Annotated in this window: 13 protein-coding genes and 1 riboswitch; of the genes, 2 read left to right on the top strand and 11 right to left on the bottom strand. The window is 59.0% G+C overall.

The annotated features are described in order from the left end of the window. Positions 1 to 119: 119 nt before the first annotated feature. The 3 genes from cpdA to U862_RS0109440 form a co-directional block, all read right to left on the bottom strand. On the bottom strand, positions 120 to 935 hold the full coding sequence (gene cpdA / locus U862_RS0109430; protein ID WP_025110175.1) for a 3',5'-cyclic-AMP phosphodiesterase: 816 nt from the start codon (positions 933 to 935) through the stop codon (positions 120 to 122). Positions 936 to 1,033: 98 nt separating this feature from the next. Then, positions 1,034 to 1,486 (bottom strand): DUF1249 domain-containing protein, encoded by a 453-nt coding sequence (locus U862_RS0109435; protein ID WP_007967395.1) that lies wholly within the window; start codon positions 1,484 to 1,486, stop codon positions 1,034 to 1,036. Further along, on the bottom strand, positions 1,477 to 2,094 hold the full coding sequence (locus U862_RS0109440) for an NUDIX domain-containing protein (RefSeq protein WP_025110176.1): 618 nt from the start codon (positions 2,092 to 2,094) through the stop codon (positions 1,477 to 1,479). Before U862_RS0109440 ends, U862_RS0109435 begins: the two co-directional genes overlap by 10 nt. A gap of 227 nt (positions 2,095 to 2,321) precedes the next feature. Here U862_RS0109440 and U862_RS0109445 point away from each other — a divergent pair, with 227 nt between their 5' ends. Further along, positions 2,322 to 3,068 (top strand): RsiV family protein, encoded by a 747-nt coding sequence (locus tag U862_RS0109445; protein ID WP_025110177.1) that lies wholly within the window; start codon positions 2,322 to 2,324, stop codon positions 3,066 to 3,068. Here the strand turns inward: U862_RS0109445 and cytX are convergent. After that, positions 3,037 to 4,329: a putative hydroxymethylpyrimidine transporter CytX gene (gene cytX / locus U862_RS0109450; RefSeq protein WP_025110178.1), complete on the bottom strand. Its 1,293-nt coding sequence runs from the start codon at positions 4,327 to 4,329 to the stop codon at positions 3,037 to 3,039. The genes U862_RS0109445 and cytX overlap by 32 nt on opposite strands. Before the next feature lie 115 nt (positions 4,330 to 4,444). After that, positions 4,445 to 6,334, bottom strand: a complete 1,890-nt coding sequence (gene thiC / locus U862_RS0109455) for a phosphomethylpyrimidine synthase ThiC (protein WP_025110179.1) — start codon at positions 6,332 to 6,334, stop codon at positions 4,445 to 4,447. A 146-nt stretch (positions 6,335 to 6,480) separates the two neighbouring features. After that, a riboswitch (TPP riboswitch) is annotated at positions 6,481 to 6,586 on the bottom strand. Positions 6,587 to 6,792: 206 nt separating this feature from the next. On the opposite strand from thiC, the gene U862_RS0109460 reads away from it, so the two are divergent. Continuing rightward, positions 6,793 to 8,226, top strand: coding sequence for a TolC family outer membrane protein (locus tag U862_RS0109460; RefSeq protein ID WP_025110180.1), 1,434 nt, complete (start codon positions 6,793 to 6,795; stop codon positions 8,224 to 8,226). 46 nt (positions 8,227 to 8,272) lie between these two features. Here the strand turns inward: U862_RS0109460 and U862_RS0109465 are convergent, their stop codons facing one another. The 6 genes from U862_RS0109465 to U862_RS31120 are packed head-to-tail and all read right to left on the bottom strand — an operon-like array spanning position 8,273 to position 15,898. Further along, a complete protein-coding gene (locus tag U862_RS0109465) occupies positions 8,273 to 9,217 on the bottom strand; it encodes a hypothetical protein (protein WP_157836069.1) in 945 nt (314 codons plus the stop codon). 7 nt (positions 9,218 to 9,224) lie between these two features. Then, a complete protein-coding gene (locus tag U862_RS0109470; protein WP_025110182.1) occupies positions 9,225 to 10,196 on the bottom strand; it encodes a DUF6708 domain-containing protein in 972 nt (323 codons plus the stop codon). After that, a complete protein-coding gene (locus U862_RS0109475) occupies positions 10,193 to 11,122 on the bottom strand; it encodes a hypothetical protein (protein WP_025110183.1) in 930 nt (309 codons plus the stop codon). The genes U862_RS0109470 and U862_RS0109475 overlap by 4 nt, the downstream gene beginning before the upstream one ends. After that, the gene (locus tag U862_RS0109480; protein ID WP_025110184.1) at positions 11,119 to 12,057 is read right to left on the bottom strand and encodes a hypothetical protein; all 939 of its coding nucleotides are present in this window, start codon (positions 12,055 to 12,057) and stop codon (positions 11,119 to 11,121) included. The genes U862_RS0109475 and U862_RS0109480 overlap by 4 nt, the downstream gene beginning before the upstream one ends. Next, positions 12,054 to 12,965 (bottom strand): DUF6708 domain-containing protein, encoded by a 912-nt coding sequence (locus tag U862_RS0109485; RefSeq protein WP_025110185.1) that lies wholly within the window; start codon positions 12,963 to 12,965, stop codon positions 12,054 to 12,056. Before U862_RS0109485 ends, U862_RS0109480 begins: the two co-directional genes overlap by 4 nt. Next, positions 12,962 to 15,898, bottom strand: a complete 2,937-nt coding sequence (locus tag U862_RS31120) for a hypothetical protein (protein WP_256214648.1) — start codon at positions 15,896 to 15,898, stop codon at positions 12,962 to 12,964. Before U862_RS31120 ends, U862_RS0109485 begins: the two co-directional genes overlap by 4 nt. Position 15,899 lies beyond the last annotated feature (1 nt).

A 15,899-nucleotide genomic window follows, 5' to 3' on the forward strand; every position in this document is an offset into this window, starting at 1 on the left:
CAGGGAGTCAGGGAGATCGTGGGTGTTTGTGCGGACGTCTTCGCGAGCAAGCCCGCTCCCACATTGGAAACCATTGCCCCTGTGGGAGCGGGCTTGCTCGCGAAGAGGCCCTATGGAGCTCAGTAACCGTTCGAGCCGTAATCGACAATGAAGTGGAATCCAGTGACACGCTCCACCCCAGTGTCGAGCCGCCCATCCGGCAACAGCCGCAACCAGCGATAACCCGGTGACTGCTCGCCGACCTTGAAATCTTCACTGCCAGGTTCGAACTGAATGCACGTCGAAGGCGAGGCCAGCAGGCGCACGCCATTGCGTTCGCGGTCAATCTCCTGATGCACATGCCCCCACAACACCGCGCGGGCTTGCGGAAAACGGTCCAGCACGTCGAAGAAAGCTTCAGGGTTGCGCAAGCCGATGGGTTCCATCCAGGGGCAATCGATGGACACCGGATGATGGTGGAAACACACCAGATGATGGCGCTCCGGCGCTTCGCTCAACGAGCGGGCCAGCAACTGCAACTGATCGTCCTGAAGATAACCCGGCACTGAACCCGGCACTGCCGAATCCAGCAGCGTCACGCGCCAGTTACCGATATCGACCACTGACTCCAGCAACGCGCTCTGCACGGCCGCTTGCGCCATGATCTGCGGTTCGTCGTGATTGCCGGGAATCCAGCGTGCTGGCGCTTCGATCTGCGCGCTCATCTGACGAAACTGCTGATACGACTCCAGCGTGCCGTCCTGGGAAATATCGCCGGTGGCCAGCACCAGATCGATCTGCGGCTGCTGCCCCAGCACCAGCTCAATGACCTTTTGCAGGCTCTCGCGGGTGTTCATGCCCAGCAGCGTTCCGTCCGCTTCAGCGAACAGATGGCTGTCGGACAACTGCACCAGCAACGCCGGATCGGCGGTGGTCAATGTGGATACGCTCGGCAAGGCGTTCTCCCAGGGCAAAGGCACGGAATCGGTTGAGTGCCGCAATTATGCTGGGGGATGCGCAAAGAGGAAACCGGCGAACCGGACCCAGTTCACAACTAGCGTACGACTTCGTACTCGTGCCCCAAGGCCAGACAATGGCTCAGCCATTCCCCCAGGAACAGATTGAGCTGGGCCTTTTCATCCGGCTGATGCATCGCGGCGTTCGGGTAAGGATAGATGCCGCGAAAGCGTCGTGCATGCTCGGCGCTGATCACCTCGGCCATGCGCGCGTCGTGATAGACCTGAACTTCCAGTTGCGGCACCGGCAGCCATGGCAGGCTGTGCTCCTGACGCACCTGCAAGGTGGTGGTGTATGGGCAGGTCTGCAGCACTTCAAGGGCCAACACGCCGAGCATCTGTTCGCCCTGGGTCACGGCAATGCGCCGCGCCTCGGGGTCGTTGCGCATGTCCGGGACCAGTCGCATCAGGCGCGCGTAGTTGGCCTCGCAGGCGGCTTGCAGCCCCGCAAGGTCAACTCGATAACGATCGCGCAGCTTGTTTACGACCATAACCCCCTCACTTCGGCGCGGTTGAGCGCCAGCCATTGCAAGGCGATGATGCTCGCCGCGTTGGCAATGCGTCCGTCACGGACGGCCTGCAAGGCATCTTCGAAGGCCCAGACCGTGACGCGGATATCTTCTGCTTCTTCCTCCAGCCCATGCAGGCCGCCTACGCCTTCGGTGCTGCAACGCCCCAGAAACAAATGCACGAACTCGTTGCTGCCGCCCGGCGACGGGAAATATCGGGTCATCGGCCACAGGGCCTTGATGTCCAGTCCAGCTTCCTCCTGCGCTTCGCGGTGAGCAACCTCTTCCGGCACTTCTTCCTTGTCGATCAGACCGGCGACCAGCTCTACCAGCCAGGGGTTGTCGGTCTTGCCCATGGCGCCGACGCGAAACTGCTCGATCAGCACCACTTCGTCACGCTGCGGATCGTAAGGCAGCATGCACACCGCATCATGACGCACGAACACTTCACGGTTGATCTCGCGACTCATGCCGCCGGCGAACAGTTCATGGCGCAAGTGCAGGCGGTCGAGTTTGTAAAAGCCCTCGTAGCAGCGCTCGCGCTTTACGACATCGACGGTGGCCGGAGTGGCGCTGGCAAAATCAGTCATGAGCATCCTCTTTACTGCAAATCCGATACGAGGTTCCTTTTTGTGGCTTGCAACCTCAACTTCGCGCCATCCTAACGCGCCGGTGGTGATTGATGCAGCCCCTTTACCGTCAGCGGGATGGACGGTGGAGGCGAAACCCACTCTAATTAGCTTAGTGGCGAACTGACGGCTTCGGCGAGAGTCGAAGCGGATACTTTTTGCCTTCCCCTGTTTCAGAAAGGACGCCCATGTCGCTTTTCAAAATTGCCTCCGTGGCCGCCATCGCCCTGACCCTGGGCGCCTGCGCCAACCTGTTCCAGCCCAACTACCGCACGCCGCTGGAAACCACCCGCGACGCGTCGGAAACCCTGAAACCCGGCTGCTCCAACCCTGACTGTCCGCTGGTGAATATCGACACCGTGCACTTCGCGGGCGAACCTGCGCTGGACGGCATCATCGAAAAGCGCCTGCTGCAAATGACCCGCACCGAGGCGAACGCGCCGGTGGCACCGACGCTGGCGGCCTATCGTGAGCAGTTCCTGCAAACGGCCGGCCCGCGCAACAGCAGCTATCTGCAGGCCAAGGTACGCGAGCAGCATGACGGCTTGGTGATTATCGAGCTGTCGAGCTACTTCGACACCGGCGGCGCGCATGGCACCCCGGGGCGCGGTTTCATCAACTACTCGCGCCAGCAGCATAAAGTGCTGAACCTGTCGGACATGTTGCTGCCGGGTCAGGAAGAGGCGTTCTGGAAAGCCGCGCAAGTGGCACACAACAGTTGGCTGATCAGCACCAAGCTTGATCAGGAAGCCGAGTTCGTGAAGAACTGGCCGTTCGTGAAAACCCCGAACGTGGCGCTGACCTACGGTGGCGTGATCCTCAAGTACGACGTGAGCACCATCGCGCCTTACGCGCTGGGCCACGTCGAACTGAAGATTCCTTACCCGCGCCTGAACGGCATCGTCAAACCCGAGCTGTTTCCGGGCCGTAACTGAACGCCCGCCCCAGCACCAATTGCAACAGCCCTGCCAGCACCAGTGCCGGCAGGGTTGCGCCGACATCCGGATACAGATTGGCCAGCAAGTGGTAGGTGCTGATCCCGCCCAGCCACGCCAACAGCGCCGGCCAGCGCAAGGCGGCTGACGCTACCTGCGCGCTGCGCTTGCGCAGGATGAAGTGATCCACCAGCACCACGCCGAACAGCGGCGCGAACACCGAGCCGATCAACAGCAGGAAATTCTGGTACTGCGCCAGTGGCGCCAACAGCGCGATCAGGGTGCAGAGCACACCGATCGCCAACGCCAGATGTTCGACTTTCAAGCGCAACAGAATCCCGCTGGATACCGCCGCCGAGTGAATGTCGGCGAAGGCGTTTTCCGATTCGTCCAAGAGAATCAGCAACAACGGAATCCCCAGGCCGGCACCGGCCAGGGCCAACAGCAGCGCGTTGACTTCACCGCTCGGCGCGAACGCCAGGGTGTAGGCCACGCCGAGGCTCATCAGCCAGAAGTTGCCGATGAAGAAACCGATGGCGGTGCCACCGAAGACATTTTTCGCGCGCTTGCCGAATCGCGAGTAGTCGGCAATCAGCGGCAACCACGACAGCGGCATCGCGATGGCAATGTCAAAACCCACGGCGAACGGCATCGAACCGTCCCCCGTGCGCGCCCACAGTGCCGCCAGATCGGCCTTGGCGAACAGGTTCCAGGTCAGCCAGATGCACGCGGCCAGAATCAGCCAGATGCCCCATTTGCGCAGGATCTTGCGCACGAACGTCAGCGGCCCGCTGACCGCGAGCAAGGTCGCCAATGCACCGAAGCACAAGGTCCACAGCATCGGACTGGCCCACAGCGAACCTTCGCTGAACGCGCGGGTGCCGAGCAGGCTGGCCGCATCGCGCATGACGATGATTTCGAATGAGCCCCAACCGATCAGTTGCAGCAGGTTGAGCAGCGCCGGCAGGCTCGCGCCTTTGCTGCCCAGGCTCAACTTAAGGGCCGCCATCGATGACAGGCCGGTATCGCTGCCAATCACGCCAACGGCGGCCAACAGCAGAACGCCCACCAGCGTGCCGAGAAAAATCGCCAGCAACGAACCGGACAGACCAAGACCGGGGGCGAGCAACGCACCGGTCTGCAGAACCATCAGGCCGATGCCAAGGGAAAACCACAGGGAAAACAGATCGCGACCGCCGAACACACGCTTGTCGGCGGGTACGGCGAGGTCGGGGGAATAGGTGCCGGGTTGAATGCTCAAGGGTGTTATCTCGGAGGAATATTTTTGTCATTGAGATCTTTGGCGCCTGTTCTGCCGCCTTCGGGCGGCGATCCGACGAAGAGGCCAGCACAGACACCGCAGACTTCAGGTCAGATCAAACCTTCTTGTACAGCTGACTGCCTTCCTTCTTGAACCGCTCGGCCTGTTCCGCCAGGCCCTGGGCGACGTCCACGTCGACCGCGTCGATCCGCTGGTTGGCCGCGTATTCGCGGACTTCCTGAGTGATCTTCATCGAGCAGAATTTCGGCCCGCACATCGAACAGAAGTGCGCGACCTTGGCCGAGTCCTTCGGCAGGGTTTCATCGTGATACGAACGCGCAGTGTCCGGGTCCAGACCAAGGTTGAACTGGTCTTCCCAACGGAATTCGAACCGCGCCTTGCTCAAGGCGTTGTCGCGAATCTGCGCACCCGGATGGCCCTTGGCAAGGTCAGCAGCGTGCGCAGCGATCTTGTAAGTGATGATCCCGGTCTTCACGTCATCCTTGTTCGGCAGGCCCAAGTGTTCCTTCGGCGTCACGTAGCAAAGCATCGCGCAACCGAACCAACCGATCATCGCCGCACCGATACCCGAGGTGATGTGGTCATAGCCCGGCGCAATGTCGGTGGTCAGCGGGCCGAGGGTGTAGAACGGCGCCTCGTCGCAGCACTCCAGTTGCTTGTCCATGTTCTCTTTGATCAACTGCATCGGCACGTGGCCCGGGCCTTCGATCATGCACTGCACGTCGTGCTTCCAGGCGATCTTGGTCAGCTCGCCGAGGGTTTCCAGTTCGCCGAACTGCGCTTCGTCGTTGGCGTCGGCAATCGAGCCCGGACGCAGGCCATCGCCCAGCGAGAAGCTGACGTCGTAGGCCTTCATGATTTCGCAGATTTCATCGAAGTGGGTGTAGAGGAAGTTCTCTTTGTGGTGCGCCAGGCACCACTTGGCCATGATCGAGCCGCCACGGGAGACGATGCCGGTCACGCGTTTGGCGGTCAGTGGCACGTAACGCAGCAGGACGCCGGCGTGGATGGTGAAGTAGTCGACGCCCTGCTCGGCCTGCTCGATCAGCGTGTCGCGGAACAGCTCCCAGGTCAGGTCTTCAGCCACGCCGTTGACCTTCTCCAGCGCCTGATAGATCGGCACAGTACCGATCGGCACCGGCGAGTTGCGGATGATCCACTCGCGGGTTTCGTGAATGTGTTTGCCGGTGGACAAGTCCATCACGGTGTCCGAACCCCAGCGAATGCCCCAGGTCAGTTTTGCCACTTCTTCTTCGATCGAAGAACCCAGGGCGCTGTTGCCGATGTTGCCGTTGATCTTCACCAGGAAGTTACGGCCGATGATCATCGGTTCCAGTTCGACGTGGTTGATGTTGGCCGGGATGATCGCGCGGCCGCGGGCGATTTCTTCGCGGACGAATTCAGCGGTGATTTCTTTCGGGATGCTTGCGCCAAAACTGTGGCCGGCGTGTTGCTGGTTCAACAGGCCGGCAGCGCGGGCCTCTTGCAGCTTCATGTTTTCGCGGATGGCGACGTATTCCATCTCGGCAGTAATGATGCCTTGGCGCGCGTAGTGCATCTGGCTGACGTTGGCCCCGGCCTTGGCGCGGCGCGGGTTGTTGACGTGGGCGAAACGCAGCTTGGTCAGTTCCGGATCGGCCAGGCGTTCCTGGCCGAAGTTCGAACTCAGGCCTGGCAGACGCTCGGTGTCGCCACGGTCGTCGATCCACGCCGAACGCACATCGCCCAGCCCTTTGCGCACATCGATGACCACGTTCGGATCGGTGTACGGGCCGGAGGTATCGTAGACGGTGACCGGCGCGTTGATTTCGCCGCCGAAGTCGGTCGGGGTCACATCCAGGGTGATTTCGCGCATCGGCACGCGGATGTCCGGGCGCGAGCCCTGAACGTAGACTTTTTGCGAACGGGTGAACGGCTTGACCGATTGCTCGTCGACCTTGGCCGAGTCACTCAGGTTGATCGCGTTTTTTGATTTTGTCGTCATCACGGGCTCTCCAGACAGCATCCAGGCAGTGGATTGTCGGAGCAGAACCTGAAAGGCACGGACGCACCAGGACTGGTGCTGTGCATCGTCGTCGAGCGTTCGATTGTCGAACAATATCCCGGACGAAGCACAAGAGGACTCGCCGGGTGACGAGAAATCTTGTTCCCTACGCAGGCGCTAACCTGATCAGGTTCAACGGGATCCGAAATTATTCGATCTCAGCCTCATAGCAAGGCACCCCGACAAGAACCCGGCCAGTCTAGACACAACCGGCAAAGAACGCCAACACCGCAGCAAACACCATGATGAATGGCGCAAATACACAGGTCGGGTGGATTGTTGCGGTGCGAATGCGCAACTACACTCGCTTTGCCCTGTAACGCCTTGACGCTAAACGGGACGCGCCGTAGCCTTGGCGCGCAGATTATTTTCATAATATTAATGCTAGGGATCGCCTCATGCTGCGCAAACTTTCACTGGCTGTTGCCGTGTCTTGTGCGTCCACCGCAATGGCCTGGGCAGCAGAAGCGCCCTTGTCGACCAAGACCGATCTGGTCAGCGTCTATCAGGAAGCCGTCGACAACAACGCCGATCTGGCCGCCGCCCGCGCCCAGTACGGTGCACAGAAAGAGGTCGTGCCACAGGCCCGTGCCGGGCTGCTGCCCAACCTCTCCGGCGGCGCTGAAGTCGCGGATGTGCGCACCTCGATCGACCAGCCTTCAGCCATTGCCAATCGCAGCGCGCATTCCTATCAGGCGACCCTGGCCCAGCCATTGTTCCGTGCTGATCGCTGGTTCCAGTACCAGGCCGCCAAGGACGTCAACGAACAAGCCGCGCTGCAACTGTCGGCCACCGAACAGAACCTGATCCTGCAATCGGCGCAAGACTACTTCAACGTGCTGCGCAGCCAGGACAACCTCGCGTCGACCAAGGCCGAAGAGGCTGCATTCAAACGTCAGCTCGACCAATCCAACGAACGCTTCGATGTGGGCCTGTCGGACAAGACCGACGTGCTGCAATCGCAAGCCAGTTATGACACCGCACGCGCCAACCGGATCGTTGCCCAGCGTCAGGTCGACGATGCCTTCGAAGCGCTGATCACCCTGACCAACCGTCAGTACAACTCCATTCAGGGCATCGTGCACACTCTGCCGATCCTGCCGCCAACGCCGAATGATGCCAAGGCCTGGGTCGATACCGCCGCGAAACAGAACCTCAATCTGCTGGCGAGCAACTATGCGGTCAGCTCCGCCGAACAGACCCTCAAGCAGCGCAAGGCCGGCCACTTGCCGACCCTCGACGCCGTGGCCAAATACGAAAAGGGTGACAACGATGCCCTCGGCTTCGCCAACCCGAATGCATTCGGTACCCCGTACGGTGGCAACGTCGAACAACGCACGCTGGCCCTGCAACTGAGTATTCCGATCTACAGCGGCGGACTGACCAGTTCGCAAGTGCGTCAGTCGTATGCGCAACTGGATCAGAGCGAGCAACAGCGCGAATCCCTGCGCCGGCAAGTGGTGGAAAACACCCGCAATCTGCACCGCGCGGTCAACACCGATGTCGAGCAGGTGCAGGCGCGCCGCCAGTCGATCATCTCCAACCAAAGCGCGGTGGAAGCCACGGAAATCGGCTATCAGGTCGGTACGCGCAACATCGTCGATGTGCTCGACGCCCAGCGCCAGCTGTACACCTCCGTGCGCAACTACAACAACACCCGCTACGACTACATCCTCGACAACCTGCGTCTGAAGCAGGCAGCGGGAACGTTGAACCCGGGCGACTTGCAGGACCTGACGCGTTATCTGAAAGCCGACTACAACCCGGACAAGGACTTCCTGCCGCCGGACCTGGCCCAGGCAGCGGAAGCGCAGCTCAAGGCGCGGCCCTGACTCAATAAACCCGCAGAGCTGCGGGTTTTTATTTGACTGTTCTTTGTCAAACAAATCCGCCCTTGCGCTTCCCTTGCGGATAGATGGAGCGCTGCGCCTTGTCCAGATAACCACCGCGGCGCACGAAACTGACTGCTTCATTATTTCGCCGACTACGCATCCAGGTGATCCATCCCAGTAACTCAGCGTGCCCCAAAGCTTCGATCAATAACAAAAACTGCCCCCGCCAGCGTGTACTGGCCCCCATGCCCAGCCCGGAACTGCGTTTGAGATCCGGGATGCTTTGTCCATCCATCACGCCTTTCACGAAGTCGAGCCAGAGGTCAGGCCGGATCATCCCTTCCAATGGCGTCCCGGACAGAATGGAAAAGCAGGTCACACAGGGGTCACATTTGAACTTGGGGCGAATCCCTTTGATTCGATAGGTTCGATTGCCTCTACACGTGGGGCATATCGCGTGTGGAGCATTGAGCATCGTTTCGATCCAGACCATGACCGCTTGCTGCTGCACAGCAATATGCTCCGGCGCTTGCAGGTTTTCCCGGTAATGCCTTGCCGCCCACCACTGATGCAGCTCAGGACACTCTTCAGCCATCACCTTGCGGATCGCCTTGCCCCAACTGAAATAGACCTTGTGGTTCACTCCCAGACGAGACGCTATCTGGACACTGGACCAACCGGCCAGCAGGTACAGGGCAAACGTAGACCACAGCTCCATACGGTGCAGTTTTGCGAACGGCGTATCGCTCAGACTGTTGCAGCTCCTGCGACATGAAGCGCAGTAGTAATGCGGCAGCCGGCGGGCCAAACCAGCCCGGCAGGTCAGATTGGTGTTGCTGCACCATGGGCAAAACCTCAAGCGCCGACTCGGCAACCGGTGCAGATAGCGGATCAACCGATTTGCGTCGGCACGCAGATGCATCGGCAGACACACCTCGTAGTCCGGCATATCGCCGTGACCTGGGACGGGCAGAGCGGGAAGTTGAGACATAACGGGCTCAGGACCGATTCATGATCAAGGATTGCCCGGCAAGTTCGGCCTCACGCCGGGCGATGGCGAGTTCCAGTTCTGGCGACCGTTTGGCCCAGTGTTCCGGCGGGATTGGTTTTGACCATTCGAGGATGTCGGGATGGGGCAAGTCGGGGGGAGGCGACAACTTCCACGTTTGCAACATCATTGCCAGTGGCGCGCCGAAAAGCACAGCACCAATGACCAACCACGCTGCCTTGCCGACCTCTTGCGCAACCAAGTGGTGTCTGATGCCATCCACATATTCACAACAAATCCCCCAGAAGACGCTTCGGCCTCGCAGCTTTTCTCGACCGCCCTCGAAGTCGTTCGTCTCTGGCAGAACTTGCGGCCCGACTTCCATGTAACTGCGCATGCACTCCCATAACGCCATCGCCGTCGTGCCGCCACCGCAGTTGAAGCCCAGCGAAAAATGCTTGTTGTCTTCCGAGGCGTGCGGGTCGGGGTTTTCGAAACCGACGACCAGTAGACCCATTGTGGCTTTGCCGGCCTGACTGACTGATGACTGCTGGGTGGCGGCGGCTGTCACGGTTTCCCAAGGGACAATCCAGTACTCGCCGTTGTCACGGGGGACGCAGACTTCGCGGCGTTGGCGATTGAAGCGTATGGGTAAGGGGACTTCGCGGAAGAGGCCTTGGATCAGAAACAGTGCTGGAACACCCGTGATTATTCCTCCACCGATGAGTGCAAAAGCACTTAGGTCTGGCGCAATGTTCCTAAACCCATAAGCCATAGCTAAAAACAACATCACTCCTGGCCAAAGCACCATCACCGCAGATCCAATGCTGTAGTTACCGATATCGAGAAAAACCTCGTTCTTGCGCCAGATGATGCTGAGTACATCACACGGCTTTTCACTCGTAGGAACAGGTAATGGAGCCAGATAGTCATTTCGCGAAAACATCCTTTTTTCCGTTGTTCCTGCCGGTGGCGTACTCATGACTGCGCCTCAACTCGTCCGGCCAATTCGGTTTCGCGTTTGACGATGGCTGCTTCTAGTTCTGGAGAGCGTTTGGCCCATTGTTCAGGCGGGAGCGGTTTTGACCATTCGATGATGTCGGGATAGGGCAAGTCGGGCGGAGGGTTCAACTTCCAACGCTCCAGCACATCGATCAGCAGCGTGTTGAATATGAATATTCCGCAGAACCCCTCCCAGAGAACGGTTACGAACCAGCCTCTCAACTTCGCGGCTTTGATCAGATCGTCCAGATAAGTCGCCCAGATTCCTTTTGACCTGTCGAAACGCGCGGTTTGATCCTCAACAGCCTCTGGCCCGATCTCCATATAACTGCGCATGCATTCCCACAGAGCCATCGCCGTGGTGCCACCGCCACAGTTGAAGCCCAGCGAAAAGTGCTTGTTGTTGTCCGAAGCGTGCGGGTCGGGGTTTTCGAAACCGATGACCAGTAGGCCCATTGTGGCTTTGCCAGCCTGACTGACTGATGACTGCTGAGTGGCGGCGGCTGTCACGGTTTCCCAAGGGACGATCCAGTACTCGTCGTTATTGCGGGGGACGCAGACTTCGCGGCGTTGGCGATTGAAGCGTATGGGTAAAGGGACTTCGCGGAAGAGGCCTTGAATCACAAATATTGAAGGAATGCCTATGATCAATAACGCCGCAATCCAGATCAGCCCGGGGGCTGGAGTGATGAAGCCCATAAATACAAATACCATCAGCGACGGCCACATCACCATGACCGTCGAACCGATGCTGTAGTTACCGATATCAAGAAAAACCTCGTTCTTGCGCCAGATGATGTTGAGCACATCAGAAGGTTTTCTGCCGGTGGGGATAGGTAATGGTGCGAGATAGTCATTACGCGAAAACATCCTTTTTTCCGTTGTGCCTGCCGGTGGCGTACTCATGACTGCGCCTCAACTCGTCCGGCCAATTCGGTTTCGCGTTTGACGATGGCTGCTTCTAGTTCTGGAGAGCGTTTGGCCCATTGTTCAGGCGGGATTGGTTTCGACCATTCGATGATGTCGGGGTAGAGCAGATCGGGTGGCGGGTAAAGCTTCTTCCTCTGCAGGTAGGTGGCGAGAGGAGCATTGAAGATGAATACGCCAAAGACACCTTCCCACAACAGGGTCAAAAACCAGCCACGTTCTTTGGCTTTATCCTTCATGTAATCGATGTAGTAACGCAGGTTGGCCCCTGAATTAAGCGCTGCGGCATCCGGTGCCGCCTCTGGACCGATTTCCATATAACTGCGCATGCATTCCCACAGAGCCATCGCTGTAGTGCCGCCGCCACAGTTGAAGCCCAGCGAAAAATGCTTGTTGTCTTCCGTGGCGTGCGGGTCGGGGTTTTCGAAACCGATGACCAGTAGACCCATTGTGGCTTTGCCGGCCTGACTGACTGATGACTGCTGAGTGGCGGCGGCTGTCACCGTTTCCCAAGGGACAATCCAGTACTCGCCGTTGTCACGAGGGACGCAGACTTCGCGGCGTTGGCGGTTGAACCGTATGGGGAAGGGGACTTCGCGGACGAGGCCTTGGATCATAATCAGCGTAGGAACGCCTAAAATAATTGCCCCAAGGATCAGAATCTCACGGCTGAATTCAGGTTCGAGATTTCGAGTGAAGAATGACATCGCTAGAACCACCATCAGCGATGGCCACATCACCATCACCGCCGAGCCGATGCTGTAGTTACCAATATCGAGAAAAACCTCGTTCTTGCGCCAGATGATGTTGAGCACATCAGAAGGTTTTCTACCGGTGGGAATAGGTAATGGCGCCAGATAGTCATTGCGCGAAAACATCCTTTTTTCCGTTGTGCCTGCCGGTGGCGTACTCATGACTGCGCCTCAACTCGTCCGGCCAATTCGGCTTCGCGTTGGGCTATAGCTTCCTCCAACTCCGGGGAGCGTTTGGCCCACTCTTCGGGAGGGATTGGTTTCGACCATTCGGTGATATCGGGATAGGGCAATTCCGGTGGATGGGAAAGCTTCCAGTCCTGCAACTTTTCCGCCAGATAAGTGCCAAGAAACGTTATGCAGAAAACTCCCCACAGGACGCTTAATATTTCCCCTTTGCGCAGGTCGACGATTAGCGATCCGATTTGGGTTTCTTCGTAAGGTGCGATACCCACCCGACTTTCGGGGACAGCCTCAGGTCCAATTTCCATGTAACTGCGCGTGCATTCCCATAACGCCATCGCTGTAGTGCCGCCGCCACAGTTGAAGCCCAGCGAAAAATGCTTGTTGTCTTCCGTGGCGTGCGGGTCGGGGTTTTCGAAACCAATGACCAGAAGGCCCATTGTGGCTTTGCCGGCCTGACTGACTGATGACTGTTGAGTGGCGGCGGCTGTCACGGTCTCCCAAGGGACGATCCAATATTCGCCGTTGTCGCGGGGAACGCAGACTTCGCGGCGTTGGCGATTGAAGCGTATGGGTAAGGGGACCTCGCGGAAGAGGCCCTGAATCAACCAAAAAATAGGGAGAGCCATGATGCAAGCTCCCAATATCAACGCATCAGCGTCATCGAAGACGTATGCCAGCCCCAAAAACAGCATCACTCCGGGCCACATCACCATCACAGCCGAGCCGATGCTGTAGTTACCGATATCGAGAACCACCTCGTTCTTGCGCCAGATGGTGTTGAGCACATCGCAAGGCTTTTCACCCGTAGGAATTGGCAATGGCGCCAGATAGTCATTGCGCGAAAACATCCTTTTTTCCGTTGTGCCTGCCGGTGGCGTACTCATCGCTTGTCCTTTGGTTGCAGGTAAATGGCGCCGGGGTGATCCTCGCCGAGCGGGTAATTCGGTACACGATCAAGTTCGGGTGTTGGGTCGTTTCTAAGCACTATGACGCCCGAGGTATTGTTCAACGTAAAAGCCAAACCTCGCTCCCCGCCGATAAAATTTCTAGCGCCGAGTATCCCGGTCAATGGCGTGTGATAACGCAACCTTAGTGAAATCGTGCTCGGAGGCGTGCCCAAAACATTCAGCAGTTCGTTGAACGGTCCACTCAGACGTAAACCCTGACCTTCCTTGAACGGTATCCACTCACAACGACTGCTGGCCAACCAGTACGGGGTCATATCGCGCCAAGGCCTCGGTGCCTTGTAGCTATTGGTCGGGCTGTTCTTGATCAGATGCCGGAAGCCTAGGGTATCTACCGGGTCACCGATCATACTCAGCTCCAGGTATGCACTGCCGGGTTCCGCACCCGGCAAGTCGATGGTCAACGAATTGATGGCACTGACGAAAGTCAGGCCGGAACGGCCATCATCACGCGCCTGCTCCGAACTGCTTTCCATGGTGACTCGTGGCGTGTACAGGATGAGGTACAACCGGTCGAGTTCGTCCTGTTGGGCTTTCGGCGCGATAGGCTCCAAATCGTTAGCCCGCGCTTTAGACCAGCAGCAGTTGTTCAGGAAGTTTTGCAGCGGTGTTTTTTCGAAGAGCCAGGCTGTCAGGTACAGTGCGCCGAACCCCAAAATGATCCAGTTCAACGGCCCCATGTACAGCGTGTAACGCAAGATTGCGACATCCGCTGTGATTGACCCTGCTAAGGCACGGGCGGTGTAGCCAAACCCTAATATCGCTTGGGCGCCGAAGGTCGCAACTTGCCCTCCAACCGCGAACTGACGCAGTTGCAGCCATGGATCGACTCGTTTTTGGGCATCCTCTAGCTGTTGTTTCAAGGATTTGAACTCTTGCAAGGCTGCATAGGCCGACAACCCACCAATCACCCCACCAAACAAGGTTAAAGTCGGAGCGATTGACCGGCCCCTACCAAACTCTTTAATCCCCAACCCCATCCGCACCTGACTATCAACAACCGCCACCAACGCCGCCGCCCCATACAAACTCGCCGACACCGTGTCATTCACCCGCCGGGCATCCATCCCCTCCAGCACCCCGGCCTCGCTCAAATAGTTCTGCACATTCACCACGTTGACCAACAACGCCGCCAACGGCACCACTCCCCCGCTGTTGACCACCACTGGCGAATTGACAATCCGCTCCACCCGCCCGCCCCCAATGGCTTTCCCCGTCTTGTTCACCCATTCACTCAACGCCTCGGCCCGTTGCCCCAGCAATTTCCACACGGGTCGCCCGGCTTCGATTGCGAACTGCAAGCGGCTCTCCCCGCCCAACCTCGCAGCGATAAAAATACTCATCCACGACGCACTGAAACCCTTGTCTCCCTTGAGCAACAGCAACGCTGCGCCCAGCCGATTGACCAATACATTCCATTGGCTGTCGGCCTCGCGGGCCATGGTTGCGATGTCGTCCAGCACCACCACGCTCAGCGGCGCCAAGGCCTGATGGGTGGCGCTGAGGTTGTCGGCGGACAGGGCGGCCATCAACTCACCAAGGCGCGAGGCGTTGTTGACTGCCGCCTCAATCGACGGCGCCCAGGCGCTGAACAGTTGCCGGAGTGCGCTACCGTCGGCGGTGCGCACGTAGTCGGCGTATTGCTCGGCGCCATGGGCGCGAATGCATTGGGCGGTGAGGCAGCCGGTGGCGAGTTCGGTCAGCCATTGGCGGGTTTCGAGGTCGTCGTAATCGACAAACCAGGTGCCGCTGGCCGAGCGTTTCAGGTACACGCCACGGTCGGCGAACAACGCCGTGTGGCGTTGTTCGAGTTGTTGGAAGTGGCCGGCGGCGGTGTCGGTGAACCATGTGTTCATGGCGTCGAGGTCGATGTACTTGCCGACCTTGGCGCTGAATGCGTGATTGTTGAGGTTGGCGTGTTTTTCCGCGCGGTATTGCCGGACCACTTCCTCCGCTTCGTAGTACAGATCGGCCGGAATAAACGCCCGCACCGGGCCGACAATGGCCGCGATTCGCGCGTCACGGACTGCAGCTTCGGCCTCGGTCGGCCGACCGCCGTATTGGCGATCCCGGGTTTCAACCCTGAGTTCCTCGTTCAGCCGATCCTGGGTGTCGAGCATGATCTGGCCCTGTTCGGGCGTCAGGCTGATGTCGCGATCCTTGTAGCGGTAGCTGAGATTGCCGGCCAGTTCGGCGCCATCTTCGCTGATCAGACTGCGCACGAAACCGCCGATGCTCAGGCGCAGATTGTTTTCGCCCAACCATTTTTCGTGGCCGGCTTCCAGCCATTCCTGTTCGTGGTTGATGTCGCGTAACACGCCCAGATCATCGTCCAGGCAGGCGAAAACGGCGAACAGGCCCTCGGTTTGTGCTTTGGCGCTTTCCAGCCAATCGCGCGTGCCCTGCCCGTCCCACGGCTCGGCGCTCCACTCGCCCGGAGGCTCGTCGCTGGCGTCGGGATATTGCGCAAGAACCTTGTGGCGCTCGCGGTTGCGATGCATGGCGTCTGTGTAGGCCTTGATGTTGGTCGGCGTCGGGACCTCTAACAGCGTCGCGCCAAGGGCTTCGGTGTCCTCGGCGTTTTTTTGCTGGTCGACTTTCATTGACCGGGCATAGGTCTCCGGGAGAAGTTCGGCGATGACCTCATCGGCCTTCTCCAGCGGCGGACAGTGCGGGGCCTGCAATTCGTCGGCCACCGTGCGCAAGGCGATCTGGCGCATGTGCTGGCTGCGTTTGCCGCTGCTCTCGCTCAGGACTCGGCAATGCTCGGCGTTCAACGGGAACTCGCTGTAAAGCATCCAGGCGTCGTGGACTTTTTGCAGTGACAGGCCTGTGAGTGTGGCGTCGGGCACC

Origin of the sequence: Pseudomonas sp. H1h (genome assembly GCF_000633255.1) — a bacterium.
GTDB lineage: Bacteria > Pseudomonadota > Gammaproteobacteria > Pseudomonadales > Pseudomonadaceae > Aquipseudomonas.

Coding starts and splice junctions, on each gene's coding strand:
- U862_RS0109470 (WP_025110182.1), bottom strand. CDS start 10,196: ATGAGTACGCCACCGGCAGGAACAACGGAAAAAAGGATGTTTTCGCGA.
- U862_RS0109440 (WP_025110176.1), bottom strand. CDS start 2,094: ATGACTGATTTTGCCAGCGCCACTCCGGCCACCGTCGATGTCGTAAAG.
- U862_RS0109435 (WP_007967395.1), bottom strand. CDS start 1,486: ATGGTCGTAAACAAGCTGCGCGATCGTTATCGAGTTGACCTTGCGGGG.
- U862_RS0109460 (WP_025110180.1), top strand. CDS start 6,793: ATGCTGCGCAAACTTTCACTGGCTGTTGCCGTGTCTTGTGCGTCCACC.
- U862_RS0109445 (WP_025110177.1), top strand. CDS start 2,322: ATGTCGCTTTTCAAAATTGCCTCCGTGGCCGCCATCGCCCTGACCCTG.
- U862_RS0109480 (WP_025110184.1), bottom strand. CDS start 12,057: ATGAGTACGCCACCGGCAGGCACAACGGAAAAAAGGATGTTTTCGCGC.
- U862_RS0109465 (WP_157836069.1), bottom strand. CDS start 9,217: ATGTCTCAACTTCCCGCTCTGCCCGTCCCAGGTCACGGCGATATGCCG.
- U862_RS0109485 (WP_025110185.1), bottom strand. CDS start 12,965: ATGAGTACGCCACCGGCAGGCACAACGGAAAAAAGGATGTTTTCGCGC.
- thiC (WP_025110179.1), bottom strand. CDS start 6,334: ATGACGACAAAATCAAAAAACGCGATCAACCTGAGTGACTCGGCCAAG.
- U862_RS0109475 (WP_025110183.1), bottom strand. CDS start 11,122: ATGAGTACGCCACCGGCAGGCACAACGGAAAAAAGGATGTTTTCGCGT.